This window comes from Kosakonia oryzae, from assembly GCF_001658025.2.
GTDB lineage: Bacteria > Pseudomonadota > Gammaproteobacteria > Enterobacterales > Enterobacteriaceae > Kosakonia > Kosakonia oryzae.
Genome location: NZ_CP014007.2, coordinates 3164760 through 3182336 on the forward strand (window position 1 = coordinate 3164760; position 17577 = coordinate 3182336).

General features: G+C 52.4%; 16 protein-coding genes. 11 read left to right on the forward strand and 5 right to left on the reverse strand.

Going from position 1 to position 17577, the window contains the following annotated elements; translation table 11 throughout:
- Window positions 1-60: 60 nt before the first annotated feature.
- On the reverse strand, window positions 61-612 hold the full coding sequence (locus AWR26_RS15125) for an NAD(P)H nitroreductase (RefSeq protein ID WP_043953789.1): 552 nt from the start codon (window positions 610-612) through the stop codon (window positions 61-63).
- 162 nt (window positions 613-774) lie between these two features.
- On the opposite strand from AWR26_RS15125, the gene sppA reads away from it, so the two are divergent.
- The 3 genes from sppA to pncA all read left to right on the forward strand — a co-directional run bounded on the left by sppA (window position 775) and on the right by pncA (window position 4358).
- Complete coding sequence (gene sppA / locus AWR26_RS15130) at window positions 775-2628, forward strand: signal peptide peptidase SppA (RefSeq protein ID WP_064567053.1); 1854 nt, start codon at window positions 775-777, stop codon at window positions 2626-2628.
- A 61-nt stretch (window positions 2629-2689) separates the two neighbouring features.
- Window positions 2690-3706, forward strand: a complete 1017-nt coding sequence (gene ansA, locus AWR26_RS15135; RefSeq protein ID WP_064567055.1) for an asparaginase — start codon at window positions 2690-2692, stop codon at window positions 3704-3706.
- Between the two features lie 10 nt (window positions 3707-3716).
- Complete coding sequence (gene pncA / locus AWR26_RS15140; RefSeq protein WP_064567057.1) at window positions 3717-4358, forward strand: bifunctional nicotinamidase/pyrazinamidase; 642 nt, start codon at window positions 3717-3719, stop codon at window positions 4356-4358.
- An 89-nt stretch (window positions 4359-4447) separates the two neighbouring features.
- Here the strand turns inward: pncA and AWR26_RS15145 are convergent, their stop codons facing one another.
- Entirely contained in the window at window positions 4448-4723 is a 276-nt protein-coding gene (locus AWR26_RS15145) for a YeaC family protein (protein ID WP_007374599.1), read from the reverse strand.
- A 38-nt stretch (window positions 4724-4761) separates the two neighbouring features.
- Complete coding sequence (gene msrB, locus AWR26_RS15150) at window positions 4762-5175, reverse strand: peptide-methionine (R)-S-oxide reductase MsrB (protein WP_064567059.1); 414 nt, start codon at window positions 5173-5175, stop codon at window positions 4762-4764.
- Window positions 5176-5518: 343 nt separating this feature from the next.
- Between msrB and gapA the strand changes: the two genes are divergently transcribed.
- Both gapA and AWR26_RS15160 read left to right on the forward strand, forming a co-directional pair.
- Window positions 5519-6514, forward strand: a complete 996-nt coding sequence (gene gapA / locus AWR26_RS15155) for a glyceraldehyde-3-phosphate dehydrogenase (protein WP_064567061.1) — start codon at window positions 5519-5521, stop codon at window positions 6512-6514.
- 76 nt (window positions 6515-6590) lie between these two features.
- Entirely contained in the window at window positions 6591-7475 is an 885-nt protein-coding gene (locus tag AWR26_RS15160) for a D-hexose-6-phosphate mutarotase (RefSeq protein ID WP_064567063.1), read from the forward strand.
- A gap of 45 nt (window positions 7476-7520) precedes the next feature.
- Here AWR26_RS15160 and AWR26_RS15165 read toward each other — a convergent pair whose 3' ends face one another.
- Window positions 7521-8378, reverse strand: coding sequence for an aldo/keto reductase (locus AWR26_RS15165; protein WP_064567065.1), 858 nt, complete (start codon window positions 8376-8378; stop codon window positions 7521-7523).
- A gap of 91 nt (window positions 8379-8469) precedes the next feature.
- The gene (locus AWR26_RS15170) at window positions 8470-9216 is read right to left on the reverse strand and encodes a MipA/OmpV family protein (RefSeq protein ID WP_064567067.1); all 747 of its coding nucleotides are present in this window, start codon (window positions 9214-9216) and stop codon (window positions 8470-8472) included.
- A gap of 352 nt (window positions 9217-9568) precedes the next feature.
- On the opposite strand from AWR26_RS15170, the gene AWR26_RS15175 reads away from it, so the two are divergent.
- The 6 genes from AWR26_RS15175 to AWR26_RS15200 all read left to right on the forward strand — a co-directional run bounded on the left by AWR26_RS15175 (window position 9569) and on the right by AWR26_RS15200 (window position 17386).
- Entirely contained in the window at window positions 9569-10705 is a 1137-nt protein-coding gene (locus tag AWR26_RS15175) for a D-alanyl-lipoteichoic acid biosynthesis protein DltD (RefSeq protein ID WP_064567068.1), read from the forward strand.
- 129 nt (window positions 10706-10834) lie between these two features.
- Complete coding sequence (locus AWR26_RS15180) at window positions 10835-11953, forward strand: MBOAT family O-acyltransferase (protein ID WP_064567070.1); 1119 nt, start codon at window positions 10835-10837, stop codon at window positions 11951-11953.
- Window positions 11950-13383 (forward strand): AMP-binding protein, encoded by a 1434-nt coding sequence (locus AWR26_RS15185; RefSeq protein ID WP_064567071.1) that lies wholly within the window; start codon window positions 11950-11952, stop codon window positions 13381-13383. The genes AWR26_RS15180 and AWR26_RS15185 overlap by 4 nt, the downstream gene beginning before the upstream one ends.
- Window positions 13384-13400: 17 nt before the next feature.
- Window positions 13401-13622 carry an acyl carrier protein gene (locus AWR26_RS15190; protein ID WP_043953801.1) on the forward strand — a complete coding sequence of 74 codons (222 nt, stop codon included), beginning with the start codon at window positions 13401-13403 and terminating at the stop codon, window positions 13620-13622.
- A gap of 483 nt (window positions 13623-14105) precedes the next feature.
- Window positions 14106-16040 (forward strand): protein kinase YeaG, encoded by a 1935-nt coding sequence (gene yeaG / locus AWR26_RS15195; protein WP_064567073.1) that lies wholly within the window; start codon window positions 14106-14108, stop codon window positions 16038-16040.
- 65 nt (window positions 16041-16105) lie between these two features.
- Window positions 16106-17386: a YeaH/YhbH family protein gene (locus tag AWR26_RS15200; protein ID WP_064567075.1), complete on the forward strand. Its 1281-nt coding sequence runs from the start codon at window positions 16106-16108 to the stop codon at window positions 17384-17386.
- Window positions 17387-17577 lie beyond the last annotated feature (191 nt).

Consider the following 17577-nt stretch of genomic DNA (forward strand, 5'->3'; position numbering starts at 1 on the left):
CACGAGGCTATTTGCCGGGTGGCGCTTTCGTCTTATACGGCCTGTGAATAGATGCGGTGATTAAAAACGCGTGACGAACGGAGCGATATCAGGAACCGTAACGGTGGTGGAGGCTTTCAGTTGTGGCGTGCCGAGATACAGGAAACCGACGATTTTATCCTGCTCACGGCAGGCAAACGCCTCGCGCACCTGTGGGCTGTCGGTCAGCGGGCCGGTGCGCCAGATACCGTTGAACCCCTGCGCCAGCGCCGCCATCTGCATCGCCATCACGGCGCAACCGGCAGAAAGCAGCTGTTCCCACTGTGGTACTTTATGGCCCACTTCACATTTGGCGACCACGGTAATAATCAGCGGCGCGCGCAGCGGTGAAGTGCGCGCTTTCTCAATACCCTTTTCATCCTGGCCCGCCGCAATTGCGCCCTGCTCCAGCACTTTTCCTAAGCGTTCGCGCCCTTCACCATCGATAACGAAAAAGTGCCACGGTTGCAGCGTACCGTGATCGGGTGCGCGCATACCGGCACGCAGAATGTTATCCAGTTGTTCACCCGCTGGTGCCGGTTCCGCCAGGCGTGACGCGCTACGACGGTTGATGAGTAGTTCAAGTGCATCCATTAGTTAAACTCCTGTATTAAAATTTATTCTTAAAATTAACACGGACGTAGAATTTGTTACAGCGCAGCAGGCGATTCCTGCTGACAAGAGGCGACGGGATAATTAGGATAACCACACTTCGCCGCCCGGGCAGCGGCGGCCTAAACAAACCAGGGAGAATACATGCGAACACTTTGGCGTTTTATTGCCGCTTTTTTCCGATGGAGCTGGCGATTGCTGAACTTTATCCGCAATCTGGTGCTGAATTTGTTCTTTATCCTGCTGGTGCTGGTGGGCGTCGGGATCTGGATGCAGGTCAGCGACAGCAAAACCGAGCACAGCAATCGCGGCGCGTTACTGCTGGATATCACCGGTGTGGTGGTCGATAAAACTTCAACCAGCGGACGTCTTGGTGCACTGGGCCGCCAGCTCTTTGGCGCCAGTTCCGATCGCCTTCAAGAGAATTCGCTGTTTGATATCGTTGAGACCATTCGTCAGGCGCAGAGCGATCGCAATATCACCGGTATTGTGCTGGATCTGAAAAACTTCGCCGGTGCCGATCAACCCTCAATGCAGTACATCGGTAAAGCGCTGCGCGCGTTCCGCGACAGCGGTAAACCGGTTTACGCCATCGGTGATAACTACAGTCAGGGCCAGTATTACCTTGCCAGCTTCGCCAATAAGATCTGGTTGTCGCCGCAGGGCGTGGTGGATCTGCACGGTTTCGCCACCAACGGCCTCTACTACAAAACGCTGCTGGATAAGCTGAAAGTGACCACGCACGTGTTCCGCGTTGGCACCTATAAATCTGCCGTTGAACCGTTTATCCGTGACGATATGTCACCTGCCGCGCGCGAAGCGGACAGCCGCTGGATCAACGAGCTGTGGCAAAACTACCTTAATACCGTTGCTGCAAACCGCCAGATCACGGCGCAACAGGTCTTCCCTGGCGCGCAGGCGATGCTGGACGGTCTGCGCAAAGCCGATGGCGACACGGCAAAATACGCACTCGACAATAAGCTGGTGGATGAGCTGGGTTCCGCTGCCGACGCTGAAAAAGCGATGGTCAAACAGTTTGGCTGGAGCAGCGAAGATAAAAACTTCCGCGCCGTCAGCATGTATGACTATCAGACGAAGAAACCGAGCGATGTCGGCGACACCGTTGCCGTGATCTTCGCTAACGGGGCGATCATGGATGGCGAAGAAACGCCGGGGAATGTCGGCGGTGATACCACTGCCGCACAGATCCGCGACGCGCGTCTTGATCCAAAAGTGAAGGCCATCGTCCTGCGGGTGAACAGCCCTGGTGGCAGCGTCAGCGCCTCCGAAATCATCCGCTCTGAACTGGCAGCGGCAAAAGCGGCCGGCAAACCGGTGGTGGTGTCGATGGGCGGTATGGCGGCCTCCGGCGGCTACTGGATCTCGACGCCGGCAAATTACATCATCGCCAATGCCAGCACCCTGACCGGCTCGATTGGTATTTTTGGCGTGATCAATACGCTGGAAAACAGCCTCGATACCATTGGCGTGCACACCGACGGCGTCGCCACGTCACCGCTGGCGGATGTCAGCATGACCAAAGCGCTGCCTGACGAAGTTCAGCAAATGATGCAACTGAGCATCGATAACGGCTACAAACGCTTTATCACGCTGGTCGCCCAGTCACGCAACAGCACGCCTGAGCAGGTCGATAAGATTGCCCAGGGTCACGTCTGGACAGGCCAGGATGCGAAAAACAACGGTCTGGTTGATGCGCTGGGCGATTTCGACGATGCGCTGGCGAAAGCCGCGGAACTGGCGAAACTCAAGCAGTGGCATGTGGATTACTACGAAGAAGAACCGAGCTTCTTTGATCGGGTAATGGACAGCATGACTGGCTCCGTGCGCGCGATGCTGCCGCAGGCGTTGCAGGCTTACCTGCCTGCGCCGCTGGCCAGTGCTGCGCAGGAAGTCAAAGCCGAAACGGACAAACTGGCGGTGTTTAACGATCCACAAAATCGTTACGCCCTCTGTCTGAACTGCGCCAATATCCGCTAAACTCACCTCACACGTCCCCTCCACCGGAGGGGATTTTTTTAGATGCGGCAAGAACGAAACCATGCAAAAGAAATCTATTTACGTTGCCTACACCGGCGGTACCATCGGTATGCAACGCTCAGAACACGGTTATGTGCCGGTTTCCGGCCACCTGCAACGTCAACTGGCGCTGATGCCGGAGTTCCATCGCCCGGAGATGCCGGATTTCACGATTCACGAATATGCCCCGCTGATGGACTCTTCCGATATGACGCCGGAAGACTGGCAGCATATTGCTGATGATGTGAAAGCGCACTACGACGAGTACGACGGTTTTGTCATTCTGCACGGCACCGACACCATGGCGTACACCGCGTCAGCACTGTCGTTTATGCTGGAAAATCTTGGCAAGCCGGTAATTGTGACAGGGTCACAAATCCCACTCGCCGAGCTTCGCTCCGACGGGCAAATTAATCTGCTGAACGCGCTGTATGTGGCGGCAAACTTCCCGATTAACGAAGTGACGCTGTTCTTCAACAATCGCCTCTATCGCGGCAACCGCACCACCAAAGCGCATGCGGACGGTTTTGATGCATTCGCTTCACCGAACCTGCCACCGTTGCTGGAAGCCGGTATCCACATTCGCCGCCTCAATACGCCGCCTGCACCGCACACGGTGGGAGAATTGATCGTGCATCCTATCACCCCGCAGCCAATTGGCGTGGTGACGATTTATCCGGGGATCTCCGCCGATGTGGTGCGTAATTTCCTGCTTCAGCCGGTAAAAGCATTGATTCTGCGCTCCTATGGCGTGGGAAATGCGCCGCAAAACGGCGATTTCCTGAAAGCCTTGCAGGATGCCAGCGCGCGCGGCATCGTGGTGGTCAACCTGACGCAATGTATGTCCGGCAAGGTGAATATGGGCGGCTACGCCACCGGTAATGCTCTCGCCCACGCAGGGGTGATTGGCGGCGCGGATATGACTGTCGAAGCCACGCTGACCAAACTGCACTACCTGCTGAGCCAGCAGCTTGATGCGGACGCGATCCGTACCGCGATGATGCAAAATCTGCGTGGTGAACTGACGCCGGATGAATGAGGAGTTTTGTATGACGCAACGTGCCCTGCTGTTGGTCGATATCCAGAATGATTTTTGCGCCGGCGGCGCGCTGGCCGTGGCCGAAGGCGACAGCACCGTGGATATCGCCAATGCCCTGATCGAGTGGTGTAAATCACGCGGCGATGCGGTACTGGCAAGCCAGGACTGGCACCCTGCTAATCACGGCAGCTTTGCCAGCCAGCACGGTGTTGCGCCGTTCAGCACCGGCAAGCTGGATGGTTTAGCGCAAACGTTCTGGCCGGATCACTGCGTGCAGAACAGTGACGGCGCGGCGCTGCACCCGCTGCTGAATCAGCAGGCCATTGATGAGGTGTTCCGCAAAGGTGAAGATCCGAACATCGACAGTTACAGTGCGTTTTTCGATAACGATCACCGCAAAGCTACAGCGCTGCATGGCTGGCTGCAGCAGCACGGGATTCGTGAGTTAATCGTGCTGGGGCTGGCCACCGACTACTGCGTCAAATTCAGTGTGCTGGATGCGTTGAAGCTGGGCTACGTGGTCAGTGTCATCACCGATGGCTGCCGGGGCGTCAATATTCAGCCGCAGGACAGCACGCAGGCATTTATGGAGATGGCGGTAGAAGGCGCCACGCTCTATACATTGGCAGACTGGCAGGAAACACACGCCTGAGGGCATAGCCGGACAGAGGCTGTTGCCTGTCCGGCTTGCGATTTTACAGGCCAGATAAGGCGAAGCTGCCCTCCGGCATCGCGCAACGCCTATGACTTAAATGTCGCGATCGGCTTCGGCGCAATGCCGAAATCCTCTTTCAACTGCTGCTTACTTTTCATCACCATCTGCCCGTTAGTGTCGATGGTCATGTGCTGCGCCTGCGTGTTGTTGCGCGCCTGCCATAACATCACCAGTTGCAGGCTGTTCTCTTTTTGCTCCGGCGTCAGCGCCACGCCGTCTGGCCATTTTCCTAATTCAACGGCCGTCGCCAGTCGCTGGTAGATCTCCGGCGTCATACTGTTAACAATTTGTTCAAGATCCATGTTACTCATCTCCGTGGAATAATAGCTGAATCGATTTTTCAGCCACGAGTCCGGCTACCATCTTCATCATCCGTGAAACTCAGCGAGGCGGAGTTCACACAATAACGCTCCCCCGTCGGCTGCGGGCCGTCCGGGAAGACATGGCCCAGATGCGCATCACATTTCCCGCAGCGAATTTCTACGCGCTGCATACCGTGGGAATAGTCATTGATGTAGCGGATCGCGTCTTCACTTACCGGTTCGAAAAAACTCGGCCAGCCACAGCCAGAATCGTACTTGGTTTGGGAATTGAACAGCGCAGCATCGCACACCAGACAGTGGTAAACGCCATCGCGCTTGTTATGCAGCAGATGCCCCGTGAACGGGGGTTCTGTGCCGTGATTTTGCGTCACATAAAACTGCATTTCAGTCAGTTCTTTTTTCAGGTCGTCTTCGGAGGAATTATTCGCCATATGCTCACATCTCGCGGTAAAAGTAAGACCATTTTTTCCAACGATTCTAACAAAACATTAACACTAGGGTGTTAACTTTTGTTCTAAACTTAGCAGTTGCGATAAAGCAGCCAGGTAAATGTGATGTATTTCACATTTTTATCCTGTCTGACCTTTAAAATCCCACGCGGCGCCTCCACATGGGGAGGATGCTCAAAGGAAGAGTGAGGCGAGTCAGTCGAACAAAGGTTATGCGGAGGATTGATTTGTCGCAATGATTGACACGATTCCGCTTGACGCTGCGTACGGTTTTTGTAATTTTACAGCCAACCTTTTATTCACTAACAAATAGCTGGTGGAATATATGACTATCAAAGTAGGTATCAACGGTTTTGGCCGCATCGGTCGCATTGTTTTCCGTGCTGCTCAGGAACGTTCTGACATCGAAATCGTTGGTATCAACGATCTGTTGGACGCTGAATACATGGCGTACATGCTGAAATACGACTCCACTCACGGCCCTTTCAAAGGTACCGTAGAAGTGAAAGACGGCAATCTGGTTGTTAACGGTAAAACCATCCGTGTTACTGCTGAGAAAGATCCGGCTAACCTGAAATGGAACGAAATCGGCGTTGACGTTGTTGCTGAAGCTACCGGTATCTTCCTGACCGACGAAACTGCTCGTAAGCACATCACTGCTGGCGCGAAAAAAGTAGTTATGACTGGTCCGTCCAAAGACAACACTCCGATGTTTGTTCGTGGCGCGAACTTCGACAAATATGCTGGCCAGGACATCGTTTCTAACGCATCCTGCACCACTAACTGCCTGGCTCCGCTGGCTAAAGTTATCAACGACAACTTCGGCATCATCGAAGGTCTGATGACCACTGTTCACGCAACCACCGCAACTCAGAAAACCGTTGACGGCCCGTCTCACAAAGACTGGCGCGGCGGCCGCGGCGCATCCCAGAACATCATCCCGTCCTCTACCGGTGCTGCTAAAGCTGTAGGTAAAGTACTGCCGGAACTGAACGGCAAACTGACTGGTATGGCGTTCCGCGTTCCGACTCCGAACGTATCTGTTGTTGACCTGACCGTTCGTCTGGAAAAAGCAGCGTCTTACGAAGAAATCAAGAAAGCCATCAAAGCCGCTTCTGAAGGCCCGATGAAAGGCGTTCTGGGTTACACCGAAGACGACGTTGTATCTACCGATTTCAACGGTGAAGTTTGCACTTCCGTGTTCGATGCTAAAGCTGGTATCGCACTGAACGACAACTTCGTGAAACTGGTTTCCTGGTACGACAACGAAACAGGTTATTCCAACAAAGTTCTGGACCTGATCGCTCACATCTCCAAATAAGTTGAGATGAGCATATGATCTGAAAGAGCGACTTCGGTCGCTCTTTTTTTTGTTTTCAAGACAGAGGATTGCGTTAATGATTACAAAAATTTTTGCACTTCCGGTACTCGAACAAATTACCCCAACGCTTACCCGCCGTAAAATGGACGAACTGGATGTGTTAGTCGTTGAACATCCGCAGGTTAAAGCCGCCTTTACCTTGCAGGGCGCACATCTGCTCTCATGGAAACCGCAAAGCGAACAGGAAGTCCTGTGGCTGAGCGGCAACACTCCGTTTAAAGACGGCGTCGCAATCCGTGGCGGTATTCCAGTGTGCTGGCCATGGTTTGGCCCGGCAAAACAGCAAGGCCTGCCTGCGCACGGTTTTGCGCGCAATCTGCCGTGGACGCTGAAAGCGCATAACGAAGATGCAAACGGCGTGGTGCTGACTTTTGAACTGCAAAGCAGCGATGCCTCGCGCAAATTGTGGCCGCACGACTTTACTCTGTATGCACGTTATAAACTGGGCGCAACCTGTGAAATTGAACTGGAAGCCCACGGTGAGTTTGAAACCACCTCCGCCCTGCACACCTACTTCAACGTTGGTGATATCGCCGCGGTGAAAGTGAGCGGGCTGGGCGATCGCTTTATTGATAAAGTGAATGACGCAAAAGAAGATGTGCTGGCCGATGGCGTACAGACCTTCCCGGATCGTACCGATCGCGTCTATCTGAACGCTGAAGGTTGCAGCCTGATTCATGATGCCGCGCTGAACCGCAAGATTGAAGTGACCCACAGCCATAATGCCAACGTGGTGGCCTGGAACCCGGGTCCGGCGCTCTCCGTCAGCATGGCCGACATGCCGGACGATGGTTATAAAACCTTTGTTTGCGTGGAATCAGTCAATGCGACCGTCGCGCAAAAAGCAACCGCCGAAAAACCGTCCCGCCTGGCACAAAGCATCCGCGTGGTTAAACGCTGATCCGCTGCCTACCCTCTCCCGCCGGGAGAGGGTTAAAGCCCGATATTACACTACATCGAGCGGCGTTTTACGGTTGGGTGCCGGAAACGCGTTATCGAGTCGCGCCAAATCATCCGCACTGAGTTCGATTTTCAACGCTGCCGCATTTTCCTCGACGTGCGCCACGCTCGCCGCTTTGGGAATGGCCATCACCCCCTGATGGCTGATAACCCACGCCAGCAGAATTTGCGCCGCGCTGGCGCGATGCGCCTGGGCGATATCCTGCACCACGCGGCTTTCCAATAAACCATCTCGCAGACGCCCGGCCTGCGCCAGCGGACAATACGCCATAACAGGCATCGCCTGCTGCTGGCACCAGGGCAGTAAATCGAATTCAATCCCGCGGGAGCCGAGGTGATACAGCACCTGATCGGTAGCACAGGCCTTACCGCCGCTGACGCGGAAAAGTTCCTGCATGTCGCTGTAATCGAGGTTAGAGACGCCCCAGCGGCGGATTTTGCCCTGCTGCATCAGCGTTTCCATCACCTCGACAGTTTCGGCAAGCGAGTAGTTGCCACGCCAGTGCAGCAGATAGAGATCGAGCACATCGGTTTTCAGGCGACGTAAGCTCGCTTCACAGGCCGCAATCGCTTTTTTACCCGCCGCATTCCACGGATAGACTTTAGAGACCAGAAACGCCTTATCGCGCAAACCGCCCTGTAAGGCTTCGCCGACTACCTCTTCAGCACCACCTTCCGCGTACATTTCGGCGGTATCAATCAGCGTCAGCCCCAGATCGATACCCGCCCGTAGCGCAGCCACTTCTTTTGCCCGCATACGTGAATTTTCACCCATATACCAGGTGCCCTGGCCGATCGCGGGCAGCGTTGCATTACCGGTAAAAACGATGTTTTTCTCTGCCATCTTCTCCCCCTGCGATAAATGCACCACCGTAAAACAAAACAGGGCCAAAGGCCCTGTTTTAATGCACAAATTACGCTATTCAAATGCACAATCAGAAGCGGTAAGTCACACCCGTGGATAACAAGCCAGCCCATGATTTATCCACCATCGGGCTGTCTTTAATTTCATCCGACAGATGAGTATAGCGGCCGGTGCCGTAGATGCTCCAGCTATCAGTCAGGCGGTAGCTGACGCTCAGCTCAAGATACGGGTTCCAACTGCTGTCTGGATCGTAGCTATTTAAACCGCTGCGACGCGCTTCAGAAGCCGAGACACCATAATAGTACTCGTTCTGGTTGTCGCTACTCCACTCAACGCCAATTCCCGGCGTCACCGTCAGACCGCCGTTGTGGTACGCATACAACCACGCGGTGTCCCAGGTAATACCGTTGCTGTTATCCAGCACATCGCCAGCAAGCGTGGTGCGCAGGAAACCATATGGCGTATTGTGAATATACGACAGCCCCGCCATCATGGTCGCCTTACGGCGATCTAACTGGCGTAACTGATTGTTATCACTGTCTTTCGGTTTAAACTGCCACGGTGAGTAATAAGCCGTAATCGACAGCTTATCCGCATCATCATTCCACAGATAGTAGCCGCCACCGATACCGCGAAACCAGAAATCATCGCCTTCATAGGTGATCACCGGAATCGGCAGTACATCCCTGTCATACTGTTTGTACGGCGTTTCCACGACGCCGACACCAGCGCCCAGGGAAAAGGTATTTTCTGCATTCGCCGCAAAGGCGGAACCTGCAGTCAGCACACCCAGTGCCAGGAGTTTGAGTTTGGTCACAGTCCTTTCTTTCCTGTAGTCAAATAATTGGCGCAAGAAGTTTAACCGCCCACGACATCCTACCCAAATTTTTTTACCTGAACATTACAAAAAAGACGCTAATTGTTCATAGCGCCTTACCTGGCGTATTTAGTACGACAAAACGCTGCCGCACCCTGCTCAGCAAAACTGCGCTGTGTCGTTTCTGGAATTGCTGGCGACAAATGACGCACTGTACATACTGTTACACGGCAATACTCATCATTCCCCTGCGGCTGGTATATAGTGTCGCGGAAACAAAGTTTCCTTTGTCTGTGACTTTGAAAAACAACAATTTTGAAACATAAGAACATCAAGTAATTTCACGTTTATAATGAAAATCAAAAATACTTTTTGCCTACATTTTCTGATGGCACTTCTTGCCGTCCTGTTCCTTTGTATTCATCCGCTGATGAACAGTTATGCTCCGCCGCTTAAATTCCAGCCGCTGATTGAATCTATGGACGGAACGACAAAAGAACAGGCGGAAAAAATAGCGACTATTTCCCATGCTTTACAGGGCAATGCGATTTTTTTCATTGGCGCATCGGAGGTAGCTACCTCTGAAGATGAACCTTACGCCGTATATAATTATCTCAATAATAATTTACATCGCAATGTAGTAGCATTTGGTGACAGTTTTGATGACAGCATCACACATTTTCTTTTGTTGTCACGCTTTAAAAATTCCCTTAACGCAAACAGTAAAGTGGTTTTACTGCTGGCCCCCGACAGCTTTTATTCTACTGGCGTGCCTCCCACTATTTTCGCTAACAATTTCCCGGCCCCTGTATTTAATCCATTAATGCAGGATGAACAGACACGCCCATTTTTGGTCAATTACTTACGCAAAATAGATAAAAAGGAAACCAGCCATTTAACGTTTGAACAAATGAAAATCTCTGGCTGGGATCTGGACAATATCTGGCAAGAAGTCAGTTACGAGTTTGCCAACTTCTGCACGCTGATAAAAAACGACTGGCTGGCGATGCTGCATATTGTCCCTTCACCTGCGCGGCCCTGGCCGGTGCAGCCTGCCGTTGCCATCACGCCGGACTGGGATCGCGAACTGGCCCATGCCCACAAACTGAACGAGGCGCGTCAGGAAAGCGCCGACACCTTATGGATGGATAAAACTGTCTATGAACCGGGAGAAAAACCGGAAGTGTGGGACGATTCGCCCGTTGAAGCCGAACAAATGAAAGCGTTTCGCGCCATGATCCAGCTGCTGAAAGAGCACCACGTTCAGGTAGTGGTCATTATCGATGCGATTAATCGGCGCGCGGTACAAAACCCTGAACTGGTACAGCCTGCGGTAACACAGACGACAGCCATCCTGAAAGAAAATCAGATCCCGTATCTTGATATGTATTCAATGCCCTACCAGAACGGCTGGAACTGGGATCGCCTGCATCCTACCGATCTCGCATGGGTTCCGATGGACCGCTTTATTGTTGAGAGTTTTAAATGATGAAATACGCTATTCGCCTGTTTTTCCTTTACCTCTTACTGGCGGTCACCATTATCGCGTGGTCCTCTGTTGATGAAAGCATGAATTTAAAAGTGCACTTTGAATATCAAAAGTTCTGAGGAATGAATGATGTACAGCTCCGGAACCTTTTTCTTCTTTCTCTTTTCTTCGGCGTTGCTGTTTGCGCTGGTTAACCGCGTACTGCGTTACCGGTTAACTTATTTATCCGCATTTTCCGTGCTGGCGGCATTCGGCTGGGGATATATATTTCAGGGCGATTACATAGTCCCCGTTGCGGTATTCATCAGTTTTTATATTCTCGTGACCCTAAAAGAAAAAGGCTGGTTAAAAACCTGGCAAGCGGTAAGTTTAACCCTGCTGCCGTTGTTCGCGGTGAAATTGCATTTAAATAATCACTGGGGAATGATTGGCTTATCCTTTATGACCTTCCGTGCCATTGATGTTCTGCTCTATCGCAACAAAAAAGATGGCAACAATATTTTGCATTATTTCTGCTACCTGTTTATGCCGTTTATTATTCTGGCCGGCCCGATGTACCGCTGGCGCACATGGATCACAGATATTAATAAACCGGTATTTACGCTGACACGTGAGCAATTTCTCGTTGCTGCAGAAAGCATTTTTACCGGCATTATCCAGAAATTCTTATTTGCCATGCTGATCGATAACCTGGTCATTCAGTCGTGGAGCCATCGCCCGTTTAGCTTAAGTGTTGGCATTGTTATGTCGCTGGCCTATAGCGCCTATCTCTATTTTGATTTTGCTGGCTACAGCAATATGGCGATCGGTGCCGGACGCTTGTTTGGTCTTAATATTCCGGCAAATTTCAATATGCCCATTCTGGCGAAAAATCCACAGGATTTCTGGCGCCGTTTCCATATCAGCCTGTCTGAATGGCTACGCGATGTGGTCTTTATGTCGATATATATGAATTTAATGAAGCTCGACTTTTTCCGTCAGAACAAAACGCTGGCGCAGAATATCGGTATTTTCTGCACGCTGTTTTGTATGGGGGCATGGAACGGGCTCGAACGGCACTATGTCATTAGCGGCGCGCTGTTTGGCGCCATTTCAGTTGCACACAATATGTTGCAATGGTCAGCAAAGCGCAGCCCGGCACTGAACCGTTGGTTGCAATACCCCGTGATGCTCTTTTTGGGACGCCTGTTAACGCTCGCAAGCGCTGCGGTATCCCTTTACATTTTTAGCGGAATGTCTCCCCTATGAATCTTCACTCTGATCTCCAGGCGCTCCAGGATTTCCTGCGTGCAGCATTACTCGATCCCGCCCGCCCGCATCAGTTAGCGATCAGCGGCAGCGATGAAACCTTAACCTGGCAACAGCTCTCTGTGGCGGTAACTGAGTGGTTACAGCGCTATCAGCGTTGCCAGCCCCCGGCCGGAACGCCGGTGGTGTTATATGGCCACCAGCAGGCGGAATTTGCGGTGGCAATCTATAGTTGCCTGCTCCACAACATTCCCTATATTCCGGTGGATTGCATCTACCCTCAGGAAAGGTTGAAGGAGATCTGCCACCTCGCCAGCGCGCCGTACTACTACGACGTAGCAGCCCGTCAGTTTGTGCCAACCGGTGAAACCGGCCAGCCGCTGGCGGAGCCGGATCTTGCCTATATCATGTTTACGTCTGGTAGTACTGGCAAACCGAAGGGCGTGCAGATCGGGCGCGAAAGCGTGTGGCATTTTATGCAGTGGGTAAGCCACGATTTCGCGTTGCCGCAAGTGCCGGTGCTGATGAATCACGCCCTGTTCAGTTTCGATCTCTCGTTGATTCCCTTGCTGGCGAATCTGGCAACCGGCGGCCACATTGTGCTGAATGCCAAAGAGGATATTGCGGCAGAAGACTGGCTTACCAGACTGAAAAATAATGCTGTCTCGGTCTGGGTTTCCACCCCCTCTTTCGCCTACCAGAAATTGCTCTCGCCGCAGTTTAATAGCGACTTTTTACCTACGCTTGGCGTGTTTATATTTATCGGCGAGGTGCTCAACAAAGCGCTGATTAAACAGCTACGCCGCCGTTTTCCGCAGGCCAAAATCCTCAACTCTTATGGCCCGACCGAAGCGACTATCGCCACCACCGTGGTTGAAATCACCGATGAGATAGTGAACAGCGAGAACGACCTGCTGCCAATCGGCACCATGATGCCGGAATCCAGAATGGAGATTACTGCCGAGGGTGAGTTGATAATCTGGGGCAAAAACGTGATGCGCGGCTATCTCGGCCTGGCGCAGGAGAATGCAGAAAAATTACTGCGCCGGGAAGGCGAAGCCTGGCGCGGCTATAAAACGGGCGATCTCGGCTATGAAGACGGGCTTCTTTACTGTCAGGGGCGCAATGACAGCCAGATCAAACTCAACGGCTACCGCATTGAAATCAACGAGATTGAAAACCGCCTGCTGGCGATGTCCGGCATTCGCGAGGCGGTCGTATTGCCGTTGATGAAAACAGGCGGCGGCGTACTGCGTATCGCAGCGTTCTGCGTAACGAAACTGGCGCCTGACGCCATCAAACATTCGCTTTCACAGGTGGTGCCCTCGTACATGGTGCCGTCGCAAATCATTATCCAGGACGCGTTGCCGTTGAACCCTAACGGTAAAATCGACCGTAAACTGCTGGACAGCCACGCCCGCAGCCACTGATTACACAGGAAAAGACAATGGAACAAGAAATTCTCGCGCTGTTTGAAAAGATTCTGTCCCGCAAAGTGGGCTTTCATGATGAGCTGATCGAGTCCGATATTCTCGACTCTATTCTCGCGGTAGATATGGTTCTGGAAGTGCAGGACGTTTACGGCTGCATGATCCCGCCGACGGAAGTCGCCAGCGTACTGAAAACACCCGCCGATTTAGCGCGTTACATCGAAGAGAACCGCGGCTAATCACGCAGGCGTTATGGCATTCAAAGGCTCCAGGCGTTATCGCACGGAGCTTTTTTTTCGTCTTAACAACCTACTGTCATCCTCCGTTAACACAGTTCGCGTAGTTAATATTGTCGCTCCTCTTTGCTCTGTGGCGAAGTGACCATGACGGCGTCACTTTTTCTATACTTGCGATTCCGCACATCCTGTAAAAATTTACCAACATTCGCCCGGTGCGAAATGTTGGCATTTTCCAACGCAAAAACCCGTTACCATTCATAAAAAATCTGTATAAACACAACCAAACAGATTTTTAATCTAAATAATGGTTAAAAAACGCCCTCCTGTCATCAGAATCTTCTCCAGCGATAACTTGATCAAAGACGGATACACGCTCATAACAGATAGGACGGATCAGATTTTTTATCCCGTTGGTTTGCGACGCTAAAAGTGGAAAAACTGATAGCTGTAATGTTCCCACAGATTACGAAAGGACGGCATGCCATGAATATATTCGATCACTATCGCCAGCGTTATGAAGCTGCCAAGGACGAAGAGTTCACTTTGCAGGAGTTTCTTGCTATCTGTAAGCAAGATCGTAGTGCCTATGCTAACGCCGCTGAAAGGCTGCTGATGGCTATAGGTGAACCTGTGATGGTAGACACCGCCCAGGAGCCACGGCTTTCCCGTCTCTTTTCGAACCGGGTCATTGGACGCTACCCGGCATTTGAAGAATTCTATGGCATGGAAGAGGCAATAGAACAGATTGTCTCGTACCTCAAACATGCCGCTCAGGGTCTGGAAGAGAAGAAACAGATTCTCTATTTACTCGGTCCGGTAGGCGGCGGGAAATCGTCGCTGGCTGAACGGCTGAAATCCTTAATGCAGCGGGTGCCGATTTACGTGCTGAGCGCCAATGGCGAACGCAGCCCGGTAAACGACCATCCTCTGTGCCTGTTTAACCCGCAGGAAGATGCGCAAATCCTTGAGAAAGAGTACAGCGTTCCGCGTCGCTATCTCGGCACCATTATGTCGCCGTGGGCAGCCAAACGTCTGCACGAATTCGGCGGAGATATCAGCAAATTCCGCGTGGTCAAAGTGTGGCCGTCGATTCTGGAACAGATCGCCATCGCCAAGACCGAACCGGGTGATGAAAACAACCAGGACATCTCCGCGCTGGTGGGTAAAGTGGATATCCGCAAGCTGGAAAACCACGCGCAAAACGATCCGGATGCTTACGGTTATTCCGGTGCGCTGTGCCGGGCAAACCAGGGGATCATGGAATTCGTCGAAATGTTCAAAGCGCCAATCAAGGTGCTGCACCCACTGCTGACCGCTACGCAGGAGGGGAACTATAACGGTACAGAAGGCATCTCTGCCCTGCCGTTTAACGGCATTATCCTCGCCCACTCGAACGAATCGGAATGGGTGCAGTTCCGTAACAACAAAAACAATGAAGCGTTCCTTGACCGTGTCTACATCGTCAAGGTGCCTTATTGCCTGCGCATCTCGGAAGAGATGAAAATTTACGAAAAACTGCTCAATCACAGTGAGCTGTCCCATGCGCCATGCGCGCCGGGCACGCTGGAAACACTGGCGCGTTTCTCGATCCTGTCGCGTCTGAAAGAGCCGGAAAACTCGAGCATCTACTCGAAAATGCGGGTCTACGACGGTGAAAGCCTGAAAGACACCGATCCGAAAGCCAAATCATACCAGGAGTACCGCGATTACGCCGGGGTCGATGAAGGGATGAACGGCCTGTCGACGCGTTTCGCCTTTAAGATCCTCTCCCGTGTGTTTAACTTCGATCATGTGGAAGTGGCGGCCAACCCGGTGCATCTGTTCTATGTACTGGAACAGCAAATTGAGCGCGAGCAGTTCCCGCAAGAGCTTGCAGAGCGTTACCTGGAGTTCCTGAAAGGCTATCTGATCCCGAAATACGCCGAGTTTATTGGCAAAGAGATCCAGACGGCGTACCTGGAATCCTACTCCGAATATGGGCAGAACATTTTCGACCGTTATGTCACTTATGCGGATTTCTGGATCCAGGATCAGGAGTACCGCGACCCGGATACCGGCCAGTTGTTTAACCGTGAAGCCCTGAACGCGGAACTGGAAAAAATCGAGAAACCGGCCGGGATCAGCAACCCGAAAGATTTCCGTAACGAAATCGTCAATTTTGTGTTGCGTGCCCGCGCCAACAACAACGGCCGCAACCCGAACTGGACCAGTTACGAAAAACTACGCACGGTCATCGAGAAGAAAATGTTCTCGAATACCGAAGAGCTTCTGCCGGTCATTTCGTTTAATGCCAAAACCTCAACCGACGAGCAGAAAAAGCATGACGACTTTGTCGATCGTATGATGGAAAAAGGCTACACCCGCAAGCAGGTTCGCCTGCTCTGCGAATGGTATCTGCGTGTTCGTAAATCATCATAACAACGATCGGGCCGCGCCCTGCGCGCGGCCTGTTGCAAAGTTGGTATTCGCAGCGGGAGGCACCAATGACCTGGTTCATTGACCGACGTCTGAACGGCAAAAACAAAAGCACGGTTAACCGCCAGCGATTTTTACGCCGTTATAAAGCACAAATAAAACAGTCGATTTCCGAAGCCATTAACAAACGCTCGGTGACCGACGTGGAGAACGGCGAGTCTGTCTCCATTCCAACGGAAGATATCAGCGAACCGATGTTTCATCAGGGGCGCGGCGGCTTACGCCATCGCGTGCATCCGGGAAACGATCATTTTGTGCAGAACGACCGCATCGAACGCCCGCAAGGCGGCGGTGGCGGTTCCGGTAGCGGCCAGGGCGAAGCCAGCCCTGACGGCGAAGGCGAGGATGAATTCGTCTTCCAGATTTCCAAAGATGAGTACCTCGATCTGCTGTTTGAGGATCTGGCGCTGCCGAACCTGAAACAAAATCAGCAACGGCAGCTTAATGAATTTAAAACGCACCGCGCTGGCTACACCTCCAACGGTGTACCGGCGAATATCAGCGTCGTACGATCGCTGCAAAATTCGCTCGCCCGCCGAACCGCGATGACGGCCGGTAAACGCCGTGAATTGCGCGAACTGGAAAATAGTCTCGAAACGGTGGAGAAAAGCGAACCGGCACAGTTACTTGAAGAGGAGCGTTTACGTAAAGAGATTGCGGAGCTGCGCGCAAAAATCGAGCGTGTGCCGTTTATCGACACCTTTGATTTACGCTACAAAAACTACGAAAAACGCCCGGAACCCTCCAGTCAGGCAGTGATGTTTTGCCTGATGGACGTCTCCGGCTCAATGGATCAGGCCACCAAAGATATGGCCAAACGTTTTTACATCCTGCTCTATCTGTTCCTGAGCCGGACCTATAAAAACGTGGAAGTGGTCTATATCCGCCATCATACGCAGGCAAAAGAAGTGGATGAGCATGAGTTCTTCTACTCGCAGGAAACGGGCGGCACTATTGTTTCCAGCGCCCTGAAACTGATGGATGAAGTGGTCAAAGAGCGTTACGACCCGGCGCAGTGGAATATCTATGCCGCGCAGGCGTCGGACGGCGATAACTGGGCGGACGACTCGCCGCTGTGTCACGAAATTCTGGCGAAGAAAATCCTGCCAGTGGTGCGTTACTACAGCTACATTGAGATCACCCGCCGGGCGCACCAGACGCTGTGGCGCGAGTATGAACATCTGCAAGCGATGTTCGATAACTTCGCCATCCAGCATATCCGCGATCAGGAAGATATCTACCCTGTCTTCCGCGAACTGTTTCATAAGCAAACGGCAGCATCTAATTAACCCCACACATCAGCCAGCCAGGGCCGCCCGGCTGGCTGATTTTCCTCAGGCGTTTCTTTCCCGTAATCCCATCTATTCCGCTCGCGCCGGGCTAATCCACGAATTGCCCTACAAAAGCGCGGCTATTTCACCCCTTGTGAACAAAGAAATGTGGCACATTTTACGCACGACAAATCGTGGCGTTCTCTTTC

Bases quoted from the DNA above. Each gene is read 5' to 3' on its own strand.
- AWR26_RS15125 (WP_043953789.1), bottom strand. From the start codon at position 612: ATGGATGCACTTGAACTACTCATCAACCGTCGTAGCGCGTCACGCCTG.
- sppA (WP_064567053.1), top strand. From the start codon at position 775: ATGCGAACACTTTGGCGTTTTATTGCCGCTTTTTTCCGATGGAGCTGG.
- ansA (WP_064567055.1), top strand. From the start codon at position 2,690: ATGCAAAAGAAATCTATTTACGTTGCCTACACCGGCGGTACCATCGGT.
- pncA (WP_064567057.1), top strand. From the start codon at position 3,717: ATGACGCAACGTGCCCTGCTGTTGGTCGATATCCAGAATGATTTTTGC.
- AWR26_RS15145 (WP_007374599.1), bottom strand. From the start codon at position 4,723: ATGGATCTTGAACAAATTGTTAACAGTATGACGCCGGAGATCTACCAG.
- msrB (WP_064567059.1), bottom strand. From the start codon at position 5,175: ATGGCGAATAATTCCTCCGAAGACGACCTGAAAAAAGAACTGACTGAA.
- gapA (WP_064567061.1), top strand. From the start codon at position 5,519: ATGACTATCAAAGTAGGTATCAACGGTTTTGGCCGCATCGGTCGCATT.
- AWR26_RS15160 (WP_064567063.1), top strand. From the start codon at position 6,591: ATGATTACAAAAATTTTTGCACTTCCGGTACTCGAACAAATTACCCCA.
- AWR26_RS15165 (WP_064567065.1), bottom strand. From the start codon at position 8,378: ATGGCAGAGAAAAACATCGTTTTTACCGGTAATGCAACGCTGCCCGCG.
- AWR26_RS15175 (WP_064567068.1), top strand. From the start codon at position 9,569: ATGAAAATCAAAAATACTTTTTGCCTACATTTTCTGATGGCACTTCTT.
- AWR26_RS15180 (WP_064567070.1), top strand. From the start codon at position 10,835: ATGTACAGCTCCGGAACCTTTTTCTTCTTTCTCTTTTCTTCGGCGTTG.
- AWR26_RS15185 (WP_064567071.1), top strand. From the start codon at position 11,950: ATGAATCTTCACTCTGATCTCCAGGCGCTCCAGGATTTCCTGCGTGCA.
- AWR26_RS15190 (WP_043953801.1), top strand. From the start codon at position 13,401: ATGGAACAAGAAATTCTCGCGCTGTTTGAAAAGATTCTGTCCCGCAAA.
- yeaG (WP_064567073.1), top strand. From the start codon at position 14,106: ATGAATATATTCGATCACTATCGCCAGCGTTATGAAGCTGCCAAGGAC.
- AWR26_RS15200 (WP_064567075.1), top strand. From the start codon at position 16,106: ATGACCTGGTTCATTGACCGACGTCTGAACGGCAAAAACAAAAGCACG.